The sequence below is a fragment of the uncultured Shewanella sp. genome, assembly GCF_947501665.1.
Classification (GTDB): Bacteria; Pseudomonadota; Gammaproteobacteria; order Enterobacterales; family Shewanellaceae; genus Shewanella.
Genome location: NZ_CANMWS010000012.1, coordinates 87,776 through 100,363 on the forward strand (window position 1 = coordinate 87,776; position 12,588 = coordinate 100,363).

The following is a 12,588-nucleotide window of genomic DNA, read 5'->3' on the forward strand; positions in this document are numbered from 1 at the left end:
CTGAAAAACAATCCCGCTTAATACATCATAAGCTAAATTTAATGTTTTCTTTTTTGTTCATTATGAATAGTCTTCATTAACGGCTTATAAAACAATCGACTGTAACGATTTTTATTTAAATATGATTCTAATATTCTAAAGAAAGTTGAAAGCCTAAATCTAGATATAAACCACTTGAAGTCGCGTGATGAATTTCGTTTCTTAATCACGCCTTCAATCTGCCTAGTTCTTTCTTCTGAATAACAATTCATATCAAAAGATAACATATTGCTATATTCACTCATTTTCCCTGAGTCAACCACTTTTAATTCGTTATCACCAATAAAAAAGTCAATTGTTTTATGTTCTACAATTTCTCCACCTTGAATATCAAGGATACAAATTGCTGATTCCTTATTATTAACACTTTGCTTAACTAATGGGTTCTCCGTCCTTTCATCATAAATATCATCAAAACAGAAGTTCCCTAAACTATAAGCGATAATACTGTTATTAATTTTTTCTATTCCTTGGAGGACATGAGGATGATGACCAAAATAAAAGTAATCATCAATAGTTGAAAGGTATCTCGCAAAATCAATATCATCGCGGCTTGGTATATTTATATGCTCAAATCCTGAGTGAATACTCATCACATTGAAATAACCTGCATCTTTAATTTTAGAAAAATTATTAATAACATCATGAAAAGAAAGATGATTAATACTAGGTTTTGATCCGGATTCATCATATCCGATTGGATTCGTATTTAGAGAGCAGTAACCGTGAAATGCAATATTTTCCCCACTAGGATGGTTAAGATAATGTATTTTATCTTCACATCCAAACCAGTCAATTCCAGATTTGTCTAAAATATTTGTAGTAGATTTATAACCCTCTTCTCCAAAATCAAATATATGATTATTTGATAAATTAACTGCATTTATACCCAAATATTCTAATATTTTAATATTATCTGGATGACCCGATATATAAGCTGATTTAGAGCCTAATTTTACACCATTTTCTACTAATGGTGTTTCAAGATTCCCCACAACATAATCACAACCATCCATCGCTTTTTTTACTTCTTGGAAGCTTTCTAAGGCTTTAGGATTTTGATGTATACAAAACCGACCAAAGAATGCGATATCACCAATAAATGCTATTTTCAATGAACACCTAACCTGTTTGTCTATATAATTTGTTAACTCTTAGTTTCATACTAATTTCATATAATTTTTCTAGCACTAAACAGCATGGTACTGTTAATAAAATCAAGTTTAAAAATACTAAAAATGAATATTTAGGTGCAAACACTATACTTTGAAAATAATAATAGCAAAAAAAACTGTGCGTTAACCACATGAAAAGAGTTTTTTTCCCTAACCATTCTAATGAAAAACTCACCCCGTTACTCATCTCATTAAAAGCCATACAAAGAGCAAGGCATATAACAGGAGTAAAAAATATTAGCGCATATACTTTCAGATATAAATATGAAATCAATATCAATGGTAATAGTATCACAATAAGAACAAACGAGTATTTTTTAAGTCTAAAGATTATCGTATTAAGTTTTAGATATGATATAACATTATAATAAAACAATCCTGAAATAAATGATACTTGCCACAATAAAAAATTATTTAGTAGCACTCCAATATCGAATGAGAGCATATGTAATAAGAAATAAACATTTAAAAAAGAGAAAGATAACACTATTGATTTTAAACACCCTATCCTAATATAAAATGGCGTAAATATTACACATAAAAAATATACACCAGAAAACCACCACTCACCATTATAACTGCTTTCTATCATTAGCAGATTTTCAAAGAAAGTTTTTATTTCAAAACCAACCCCGTTAACATTGCCAAAATACAAAAAACCAAAAGGAATAAAAATTAAGAATACAATAATGTAAGCTCGGTAGAAACCTAGAGCTTTATCAAGATAGTATCTAAGCTTTCTTTCTCTAGAAAATGAAAAACCAACTCCTGACAAAAATAAAAACATTGAAACACATATTTTACCAAAAATAGCAATATAATATTCAAAATCAATATTATTTGAAATTGCTATAAAATAGTTAGGTTCAACTATTCTTTCAGGAAAGGCGAACAAATGATGGAAATACATCAGAATAATCGCAATACCTTTCAAGATATTTCCATTTCTTTTTGAAAAAATATTTATAGCAAAATTATTGACATAAGTACTGTCTTTAAAATTCATATTCAGGCCAAGTTAAAATATATTTGCAATGTTATATTTAGATGATTGATATACAAGATTATCTCTTACATAATCAGTATTGTTTTTAAACTTTAAACCTAACTGAATTTTATTTTCTAAGCAATAATCAATTTTCTCTGCTAAGTCATTGATATCTGAGGGAGTGAAGTTTATTGAAAGATTTTGGTCAATATTTAGTTCTTTAACAGCATCAAAGCTACCATTAATTACAATTTTATTGGATACAAGAGAATCAATATATTTCAAATGAATAATCATATTTGAATACAAATTGTATCTGTCCGGACAAACTATTACATCAGCAAGTTCTTGATAAGTTATAAGTTCACTATAATCAACTTTAGGAATATGAATTATACTATCAGACAAACCATTTTCATTTATATATATTTTGACTTTATCAAGATCATCTCCACCACCAATCAAGAGTAATTTTAAGTTATCTCTCTTCAATTTAATTTTGTGATAAGCCTGTACAAGATCCATGACTCCACCGAGTTCTTTAAAAGAGCCTGCAAAAAAAATAACATCATGATCAGTAGTTATCCTTAACCTATTTCTAATCCTATTAAGTTGTACCCTATCAACCTTAATATTAACCTTATCTTCTGATACTAGGTAAGGTATTACCATACTATTTACTGTCTTGAGTTTTTTTATTTTATGTTCCATAAAACTTTTCATAGCGAAGCTAGCATAAATGACACCATCGCAAAAAGAGAATACTTTTTGGTCTAAAAGACTCGCAGAACAATACCTTACATAATTATAAATTCTTTTATTTTTCTTAGTTTTAAACTCATTAGGAACTAAGCCATGAATATCACAGATATACCCACCAATAAGATTATTCTTTTTCATATAATAACCTAACGATAAATCTAGGTATTCACAACAAATTAACACCTGATTATCTAAGGAAAATTCACTAGAAAAAGCCTTAAGTTTATTCAGGGTTTTAGTAAAAAAGATATTTACAATTGAAATTGGTAAGAATGAAAGAAGCAATTGAAAAAATCTCTTTTCTTTCTTTGAGAATTCAAGATCCATGTATTCAATATTTAATCCTGATAATTTATTTCTAGTAAGAAATTCTGTATCTAAATTATTGCTGAATAGTCTATGTTGCTCGTCGTTGTAATCAAGAGTACTAAGAAGACCCAATATTCGAATCATTCCTCCACCATGGAATGAAAAATCCCTCATAGTAAAAAAACTAATCATTTCTTAAACTCCAAAAATAAAGATTCATAATGAGATACAACTGTTTCAATTGCAAAAGTTTTTCTTACTTCTTCTTTTATTTTATAGCGATCAAAGCTTTCTACTGTTTCTAATGCCGTAGATATTGTTTCATATAATTCACGTGCAGTTGGTTCTGAGCCTACTTGATTAGTCAGCCACCCGTTAACCTTCTCATCTATAATTTCTCTATTACCACTAGGGCAATCTGTTGCAACAACTGGAATTCCATTTGCCAAAGACTCTAAAATTACATTCGCAAAACCTTCAAATCTTGAAGACGATACAAAAATATCGATATCATTTACAGCACAAAATGGCTGCTCTCTTTCTCCTAGAAATTCAACAATTTCAGTTAATTTAGCTTTTTTAGCTTTATCTTTAACGATTTTCTCTTCAGCTTTATCACCACCTCCAATAAAATAGAACTTAAACTCCCACCCATCTTTAGCAAGCATTCCTAAGGAATCAATAAGAATGTCATATCCTTTTTGCCAAGCAAATCGACCAACAGTAACTAGATTCTTAGACTTTCTCTGTTCAGGATTAGAGTATAGTACACTTGGGTTAGGGCATGGATTATATATAACATGAACATCATCACTATTCGATAAGGCAAAATATTGAACCAAATCATTTTTCATATATTCGGATTGAGTAACAATTTTACACCTTTTCAACACCAGTAAATAAGATAGTTTTTGAAATAAGTATTTAAAGTAACTTTCTCTCTTAGACCTATATAGATCTGCGCTTATAGTATTTCCAAAGCGTGCAATATAGGTGATATTCTTACTTGTAAAAAAAGAACATAATGAACTTGATGAGACCATACCAAGAGTAGAGAAAACAATGTCAGGCTTTTCGTATCGAATTAATCTCAATAAAGGAAAAAACGACTTTATAGCCCTTTTCGAACCAGATAATTCAACGATTTTAATGTCTTTTGGTACTTCATTTAAGAAGCCGTCAGTTCTAGCTCCAATCGCCAAAATAATGTCAAACTGGTTACGGTTTATGTTTTTCAATAATGTCGAAAACACACGCTCAGCCCCACCAACAGATAATGAATTAATAACAAACATTAATGTAATTTTCAACTGTCCTGCCTTTTTGATACAAAGTAATAATAGTAGATTAACGTTACAGCCATAACGTGAGATGCGTCATTATAGCTTTTCATTCCAGCATCTAGAAATAACTTCAGTATAACTAATATTATAATGGCCTGATCGAAGCTATTTTTTCTCTTCTTAAATGAGCTTATAATCAATATAAACAGCAATGGCATATAGTATAAAAAAAATGCTATTACTCCCCCATTGAGGAGCATTTCAGTTATATTATTTTGACTATTAATTGAATCCATCAATTCCCTAAAGGAGTCTGGTAATGTAAGATAAAATTGACCATTATTGACACCAACTCCTATCAATATGTTATTTGAAACCACTCTAAAAGAGTCATACATTAAAAATAATCTTATTTTGCCACTGTCATGGCCAACAGTACTCTCATCGTAACTATTCTTGTTGGAGTAACTTATAGCTGAAATTTTATCTTGTACTCGTTCCATTGATTTTTCAGCATAAAACCCAACTATAACTGAAGCCATTATCAAAAATACTAAAGCAGGTATTATATTAGTTCTTTTTGTTTTAAATAAAATCAATAAAAAATAAATAATTCCAAGCCCGATAAGTCCTTTTGATGAGCCCGTAAGTAATACTTGAAATGAAAATATTACTGACACTCCAATTAGTAATTTTCTTGTTTTTAATATTTTTTTATGAAAGAAAAAAATATTAACCAATAAAAACAATAATAATGCTGAATATGTATTTGGATTAGAATGAAAACCTGAAAATGTTCCCGCTGCTTTGAATATAAAATAATTAAACAATGAAAATATAGAAAATATCAAAGTAACTTGTATAACTACTCTCATCAGCTGGTAGAAAAATTTCTCATCAACAATTATATAGCTAAACACACAAATAAAAAACAATATATATATCAATGTTTCTAATATTGCTTTAATGTGTATTTCAACATTAGCATAAAATGGTGTTAATAATATTGGAAATATCAGCCATATTGTAGATAAAATAAAAACTTTACATGATATTTTTTTCACTTTTAATTTGAAAATAGAAAATATACTAAATGCTAATATCAAACAGAATGCTAAAGACCAAGATAATATATTTCTTAACTGATAATTACCATAAAAACATAACAAAACAGCTAATACTGCTCCAACTATTATTAATCTCAAGTCAACTTTTTTCGAAACCTCATTACGCATAAATTAGATCCAGACTCATTTTTTTAGATCTCCTTTCCAAAAACCGCCCATCCATTTATCATGATATTTTGTCGTGAATCTCTCGAAACCAGAACCATGGGCGAACGTAATTTCACCAAAATATATTTTTCCATCAACATTATAGAGATCTATCCTAGCATAAGAAAATGGCTTAGCCAATTTCTTCGCTATTTCCACCATTTTATTATAATTATCAGGCACTTTAATATCAGTTCTAATATTCGGATATCCCATAGCGAATGGCAAATAATTAAGATCTTCATCAAACCAGCTTCTATTATGATTACTATATCGATCAAAATCTACATGCAAAATGACATTTTGCTTTTCAGCATCGGTGAATACATGAAATTTATAGTCAGGAATCTCACCCTTCGAATTTTTCTGTAACTGTTTTTCAACTAATATCTTGCCTTTGATATTTGAATACCAAGGTTCACCACTCTTTTTTCCATAATCGTTATGTATTGATTTGTTGAGCTCTTCTATAAATAACATCAAACTAAAATCTGGTGTTGATTCATCAATTAAATATACGCTTCCTGAATCATGATTAAGTTTTGCTACAACTGAGCCATGGGTTTTAATAATAGACTTTAGCTCATCAAATGATATTTTGTCACCAGAGAAATAATTCTCTATAACACACTCTTTCCCTATAATATCTTCTACGTACTGCTTTACTTCAAATTTGTCAGAACAAAGAGAAAACAGTTCATGATCTCCATGCCTCTTCCTATATTGTATTTTTTCATTAAACGTTTTGGGGTTATTGACGTTGGGAATGTATCTCAAACAAGCAATAGATCTAATAAATAGTGATATGAAATCAGGTAAAATTTTCATAATGCTATACGCCACATTATTTTCCTTTCTTTAAAATACTGACTAAAACTTCATGATGTGACTGACATTCAAGCATGTTAAGTTTAACTGGGATTGTTTTCTTGTTTAAGATCAGTTTAGACAATGAAAATATCTTTTCTAGTACACCAATGCCTCGAAATGTGTAAGGAAAAAATGTAGAAAGAATATATTGGTTTCTTTTTGACTCACAAAAATAACTCCACTCTTTAAGATATGCCTCTTCATTTTCCAAAATAGAATTCAAACTTTCAATTCTATATAAAAACTTATCTAGTTTCACTTTTTCCAATAAAGATATTGGAATCCCATCTACCCCTTGTTCATATGGAATAATCTTACTGTTTAAAGATAAATCACCATTAAACTCTTTTATTATTTCAACACTAACCATATATCCCTCATACCAATCCTTATTTTTTTCTGGCATGTTGAATATAAAATTTCCTAGTCCGTAGTAGATTTTTTTATCTCTATACACTTCATATGCTGCCGGCGTATGACTATGATGGTTAATAATAATATCAGCTCCAATATCAATATAAAGCTGACACATTTTCCTTAAGTTAGGTCTCGGTAATGAAAAATGTTCATTTCCCGCATGCATTGTAACGATAACAACATCCGCTTTTTTTCTAGCTTCATTTATTTGATAGAAGTTGTCATAAAAATCTAAAGGGGCAACTCCCGGAGTATTATCTGTAGCTATACTAAACTCTCGCTCTGCAACTGCTATTGTTGCAACAATAAGTCCATTAGATTCGTTATAGTGAACTTTTAGCGCTTCATTTAAATTAGCTCCAGCCCCAACGTACGATATGTTATTTTTGTTACAAAGCTCGATCGTATCTTTCAACCCATCCCAGCCAAAATCCATAATATGATTATTAGCTAAACCAAAAATATTAAATCCGGCAGCGATAAGTGGATTTATAAAATCTTTATCTATCTTTAAATTTGGACCATTTTTTTCAATCATTTTAATGGAATCAGTAAACGGTGCCTCTAAATTAATAAAAGCTTGATCATACTTTGAAATCATACTTGCAACATCACCCAAAAAATTCGTATTAGGTGTATATTCATTACTATTTATATTAGGAGCAAAATCCCCACAAAAAATCATTTCATACTTTTTCATAGCTTATCTTTTTAGTATTTAGGTATAACATTATTGTATGTAACCAAAGCACAGTTACAAAACCGATAGCCAAACCTATAGATTCAAATAGGTATATCGCTGGAAAAACAACTACGACGTTTGCAATTACAGTTAACTTCATAACCTTTAAATAAGGCTTCTTATTTCCGGTAATGATAAGAACATTAGAAAATAAGTTACTAAACGGCGAAGAAAGAATCCTAAGGCTCATTATAGAAACAAGCAATACTACTGTACTATTAACCTCACTTGTAATAAATTCGACAATAGATTCATTAGAGATATAGAATAGAAAAAATAATATTATAGACACGATAGAAAGCAATTTTGTTAGTTTCAAAGTAATTTTTGAAAAATCATATTTACTCTTATTATATTTCTTAGCTAAAAAAGGATATATAGCTTGGTTGAATGGAATAAATAAACCGGTGATTGCACTAACTATCTTATCAGCTATGGTATAGTATCCGACTACTATTGGAGATGTGTATAAACCTAATATAACTATATTACTATTAGTATACAATGAAGTGAATGCACTTCCTAAAAAAATCTCCCATCCATCCTTAAATCCAATTTTAATTTTATCAATAGAAGGTAAATTGAATTTATAGTTATATTTACTTCTTATTTTGCATATTGAAAGAAATGCTGAAATAAAGAACCCGACTGCAGTAAATATCGGAACATAATAGTAGTCTTCTGGGGTAGATATATATGTAAATACTAAAATCAAAAATACAAGTTTTGAAAATATATTAATGTATGTAACATACTTCATATCTTCAACCCCCTGAAAAAACCAGACAGGTACAAAAGATTGACAAGCTATAACAAAAAACGAAACTATATAAATTAATTTATGCTCGTTAAATGGGGAAATATAATTAACAAGAAAAACCATAAAAAGGAAGCAAAAAGCTAATATTATCGACTTAGACACAAATACCACATTTGCTATTTTATTTATTTCATCTTGATTCCCACCACACTTCGCTATATCTCTGGGTGCTGTTAATTTATAGCCGTAATCAGATATGATACCAAAATATAAGGCAATTGAAGTCGCAAAAGACACTAATCCAAATTTTTCAACCCCCAAAACTTGAATAAGATATGGAAGTGTTATTAAAGGTAAGACATAGTTCATACCTTGCAAAACAGAAAGTGATATAAAATTTACAAACACTCGCTTATAACTATATTGTATATTTCTAAAACGATTAGATATGTTAATAGCCATTAAACCAACACATTATGAATTTTTAATTATATATAAATAGAAACTTTACTAAGCCCGCTATTCATTCACTGCTATGCTTTTAAAATGTAATTACATATGCATTCTGAATTCATTAACCATACTTTTTATATCTTCAAGTACATTTCTAGGTTTAAAATCTAGTATTTTTCTCAAACAATCTATTTTAGTTTCTGGGAATTCCTCTCCAGTATTTACGTTATCATGCCAAACAACTTCACAACTTGTTTCTTTTACTAATAGTTTCGTAATTTCTGCTGCACTAGTATTGGTACCTGAAGCAATATTTATAATTTTTGGAATAAGTATAGTCGCTTGAGAAATTTTATAACATGCGTGAACTACATCATCTACTGATATATAGTCTTTTTCATATCCAGGAGTTATATACATCTCTATTCTTTTATTTTTAATGGCATTTCGCGTAATCGCAGGGAGGAATAAAGGGCTCTCTAATGCAACACCGTAAACATTGCTAGCTCTAAGAATATGACATTGTTGTTTACTCTTTAAACACAACTCTTCAGCAACTAATTTGGTTAGATTAAATAAACGTCTTTCATCATTAGTGCAAATTTTTAAATCTGAATCTTCATTTGAAGACATCTGATTCATATATAACCTTGTTGAAGAAAAGTAATATAGTTTAGAAAATTTAGCATTATTTAATATATTTTTTAATAAAATAGTATTTGCTTGCAGCACATTATTTGGATCATTTTGGCAATCACCGAATCCAGCACAATAAAAAACAATTCCAAGATCTTTTTCATAAATATCCAGATCACCCCGTGCAGGGGACCAAATATTTTCACCATTTTCAACTAAATAATCACAAAGTTTCTTTCCAATGAAACCATTGCCACCAATAACAGTATAGTTACTCATTATAGTTTTACCTTTAAACCTTCTCTATATTCTTTTAAAGTTAACTGCATCAGATCTTTATTTGAAAGAATTGGACTTCCTACAGGCCAGTCAATTTTCAAATCGTTATCATTCCAAATAATGCCAGACTCGTCTAATGGGTCATAGTATTTTGTACATTTATACTGAAAATCCGCAGTTTCACTTAAAACAACAAAACCATGAGCAAAACCTGGAGGAATATAGAACTGTGTATGATTCTCTTCATTTAATATAATTGACTCATGCTGTCCAAAAGTCGGTGAACTCACTCGTAAATCAACAGCCACATCGAATACCTCACCAGAGGTTACTGTCACGAGCTTACCTTGAGGTTTATTTTTTTGGAAGTGCAGTCCTCGAAGCACAGATTTGGTCGAACGCGAACGGTTATCTTGGACGAAATTTTCTTTAATTCCCGCCATTTTCTTATATCTTTCGTAATTATATGACTCAAGAAAAAAACCACGCTCATCCCCAAATACTTTAGGTTGAATGATCACACAACCTTTCAACTTAGTTTTAATTACTTCCATTCTTTCACACCCTTTACTAGTTAATATTCTTAATCAAGTTAACTAGGTACTGGCCATAGTCATTCTTAAGCATAGGTTGCGCAATCCTAAGAATATCATGATCGGTTAGCCAATTATTTCGCCATGAAATTTCTTCTAAGCAAGCAACTTTCAAGCCTTGAATATGCTCTATCGTTTGCACGAAAGAAGAAGCCTCGTGTAAACTTTCATGAGTCCCCGTATCTAACCAAGCGAAGCCGCGACCTAACAGCTCTACTGTTAGAGAGCCATCCTCTAAATACATTTGGTTAATAGTGGTTATTTCAAACTCTCCTCGCTCTGAAGGCTGTACTTTTTTAGCAAAGCCTACGACTCGATTATCGTAAAAATAGAGTCCTGTCACCGCATAGTTAGATTTAGGTTTAGCGGGTTTTTCTTCTATACTAAGCGCTTTATAATTTTCATCGAAATCAACGACACCAAATCGTTGGGGATCTTTCACTTGATATCCAAAAACAGTAGCACCATTTTTATTGGCGGCTGCTTTTTTCAAAGTATGGCTAAAAGATTGACCATAGAAAATATTATCACCTAGTACCAAACAAACATTGTCACCATCAATAAATTCTTCACCGATAATAAAGGCTTGTGCTAGGCCCTCTGGTTTTTCTTGCACAGCATAGTGAAGTGAGATGCCATAGTCGCTACCATCACCTAATAAACGCTTAAAGCTATCGTTATCTTCTGGCGTGGTAATAATGAGTACATCTTTAATTCCCGCTAACATTAATGTCGATAATGGATAGTAAATCATTGGCTTATCGTATACTGGTAGTAATTGCTTAGATACACCACGAGTCAATGGATAGAGACGAGTACCAGAACCGCCCGCTAAAATAATCCCTTTCATCCTACCTCTCTATTTACTAATATATCTTCTGATATAGAACCTAAACGTTCCCCAGAATAAGATCCATCAAGCACCCGGCTCCACCAACTTTTATTATTTAGATACCATTTGACCGTCTTACGTAAACCAGACTCAAATGTCTCTACAGGTTTCCAACCTAACTCGCGCTCAATTTTTGAGGCATCTATAGCATAACGTACATCATGACCAGGCCTATCAGCCACATAATTTATCAAGTCTTGATATTGCTTAACACCATCAGGTTTATTTGGTACTAACTCCTCTAATAATGAGCATATTGTTTTCACTACATTAATATTTGATTTCTCATTATGGCCACCGATATTATAGGTCTCACCTACTCTACCTTGAGTTATTACCTTATAAAGCGCAGCAGCATGATCTTCTACATACAACCAGTCTCTAATTTGCATACCGTTACCATACACGGGCAAAGGTTTACCAACTAAAGCATTTAAAATGATTAAGGGGATCAATTTTTCAGGAAAATGGTAAGGGCCGTAGTTATTGGAACAATTAGTTACCATAATCGGTAAACCAAAAGTTCTATGCCATGCTCTAACCAAATGATCACTTGAAGCTTTTGACGCAGAATACGGACTACTAGGTTCATAAGCCATATCCTCTGTAAATAAATTATCCGTCTCTTCCAAGTCACCATAAACTTCATCGGTAGAAATATGATGAAAACGAAAAGCCTTTTTTCTTCCCTGTACTAATGTAGTCCAATAATTTCGAGTAGCTTCTAATAAGGTATAAGTGCCGACGATATTGGTTTCGATAAAAGCTGCAGGACCATCAATAGATCTATCTACATGACTCTCTGCCGCTAAGTGCATTACCGTATCTGGCTGATAGAAATTAAAAACTCTATCTAAATTAACACGATCACAGATATCTACTTGCTCAAAATAATAACGCTCATTATTTTCTATTACAGATAGTGATTCTAAATTACCTGCATAAGTCAATTTATCAATATTAATGACACTATCATTGGTATTACAAATTATATGGCGCACAACAGCGGAACCAATAAATCCCGCTCCACCAGTTATTAATATTTTCACACATATGTCCCTTAAAAAGCATTTTAATAAATCTAACCACAACAGTTGAATCAAATTAAATATATAT

General features: G+C 30.8%; 12 protein-coding genes. All 12 read right to left on the bottom strand.

Going from position 1 to position 12,588, the window contains the following annotated elements:
- Positions 1-38: 38 nt before the first annotated feature.
- The 12 genes from Q0976_RS10900 to rfbB all read right to left on the bottom strand — a co-directional run bounded on the left by Q0976_RS10900 (position 39) and on the right by rfbB (position 12,521).
- Positions 39-1,154 (bottom strand): CapA family protein, encoded by a 1,116-nt coding sequence (locus tag Q0976_RS10900; protein ID WP_299493841.1) that lies wholly within the window; start codon positions 1,152-1,154, stop codon positions 39-41.
- Between the two features lie 7 nt (positions 1,155-1,161).
- Complete coding sequence (locus tag Q0976_RS10905; protein WP_299493842.1) at positions 1,162-2,220, bottom strand: acyltransferase family protein; 1,059 nt, start codon at positions 2,218-2,220, stop codon at positions 1,162-1,164.
- 12 nt (positions 2,221-2,232) lie between these two features.
- Entirely contained in the window at positions 2,233-3,465 is a 1,233-nt protein-coding gene (locus tag Q0976_RS10910) for a glycosyltransferase (RefSeq protein ID WP_299493843.1), read from the bottom strand.
- On the bottom strand, positions 3,462-4,583 hold the full coding sequence (locus tag Q0976_RS10915) for a glycosyltransferase (protein WP_299493844.1): 1,122 nt from the start codon (positions 4,581-4,583) through the stop codon (positions 3,462-3,464). Before Q0976_RS10915 ends, Q0976_RS10910 begins: the two co-directional genes overlap by 4 nt.
- Positions 4,580-5,791, bottom strand: coding sequence for an O-antigen ligase family protein (locus Q0976_RS10920; protein ID WP_299493845.1), 1,212 nt, complete (start codon positions 5,789-5,791; stop codon positions 4,580-4,582). The genes Q0976_RS10915 and Q0976_RS10920 overlap by 4 nt, the downstream gene beginning before the upstream one ends.
- 15 nt (positions 5,792-5,806) lie before the next feature.
- Entirely contained in the window at positions 5,807-6,673 is an 867-nt protein-coding gene (locus tag Q0976_RS10925) for an ATP-grasp fold amidoligase family protein (protein WP_299493846.1), read from the bottom strand.
- A gap of 1 nt (position 6,674) precedes the next feature.
- Positions 6,675-7,817 (bottom strand): CapA family protein, encoded by a 1,143-nt coding sequence (locus tag Q0976_RS10930; protein ID WP_299493847.1) that lies wholly within the window; start codon positions 7,815-7,817, stop codon positions 6,675-6,677.
- Entirely contained in the window at positions 7,804-9,081 is a 1,278-nt protein-coding gene (locus Q0976_RS10935; protein ID WP_299493848.1) for a flippase, read from the bottom strand. Before Q0976_RS10935 ends, Q0976_RS10930 begins: the two co-directional genes overlap by 14 nt.
- Positions 9,082-9,171: 90 nt before the next feature.
- Positions 9,172-9,987 carry an NAD(P)-dependent oxidoreductase gene (locus Q0976_RS10940; protein WP_299493849.1) on the bottom strand — a complete coding sequence of 272 codons (816 nt, stop codon included), beginning with the start codon at positions 9,985-9,987 and terminating at the stop codon, positions 9,172-9,174.
- A complete protein-coding gene (gene rfbC / locus Q0976_RS10945; protein ID WP_299493850.1) occupies positions 9,987-10,541 on the bottom strand; it encodes a dTDP-4-dehydrorhamnose 3,5-epimerase in 555 nt (184 codons plus the stop codon). Before rfbC ends, Q0976_RS10940 begins: the two co-directional genes overlap by 1 nt.
- A gap of 16 nt (positions 10,542-10,557) precedes the next feature.
- Positions 10,558-11,430, bottom strand: coding sequence for a glucose-1-phosphate thymidylyltransferase RfbA (rfbA, locus tag Q0976_RS10950; RefSeq protein ID WP_299493851.1), 873 nt, complete (start codon positions 11,428-11,430; stop codon positions 10,558-10,560).
- Positions 11,427-12,521 (bottom strand): dTDP-glucose 4,6-dehydratase, encoded by a 1,095-nt coding sequence (gene rfbB / locus Q0976_RS10955; RefSeq protein WP_299493852.1) that lies wholly within the window; start codon positions 12,519-12,521, stop codon positions 11,427-11,429. The genes rfbA and rfbB overlap by 4 nt, the downstream gene beginning before the upstream one ends.
- Positions 12,522-12,588: the final 67 nt, after the last annotated feature.

Bases quoted from the DNA above. Each gene is read 5' to 3' on its own strand.
- Q0976_RS10905 (WP_299493842.1), bottom strand. From the start codon at position 2,220: ATGAATTTTAAAGACAGTACTTATGTCAATAATTTTGCTATAAATATT.
- Q0976_RS10910 (WP_299493843.1), bottom strand. From the start codon at position 3,465: ATGATTAGTTTTTTTACTATGAGGGATTTTTCATTCCATGGTGGAGGA.
- Q0976_RS10920 (WP_299493845.1), bottom strand. From the start codon at position 5,791: ATGCGTAATGAGGTTTCGAAAAAAGTTGACTTGAGATTAATAATAGTT.
- Q0976_RS10930 (WP_299493847.1), bottom strand. From the start codon at position 7,817: ATGAAAAAGTATGAAATGATTTTTTGTGGGGATTTTGCTCCTAATATA.
- Q0976_RS10935 (WP_299493848.1), bottom strand. From the start codon at position 9,081: ATGGCTATTAACATATCTAATCGTTTTAGAAATATACAATATAGTTAT.
- Q0976_RS10940 (WP_299493849.1), bottom strand. From the start codon at position 9,987: ATGAGTAACTATACTGTTATTGGTGGCAATGGTTTCATTGGAAAGAAA.
- rfbC (WP_299493850.1), bottom strand. From the start codon at position 10,541: ATGGAAGTAATTAAAACTAAGTTGAAAGGTTGTGTGATCATTCAACCT.
- rfbA (WP_299493851.1), bottom strand. From the start codon at position 11,430: ATGAAAGGGATTATTTTAGCGGGCGGTTCTGGTACTCGTCTCTATCCA.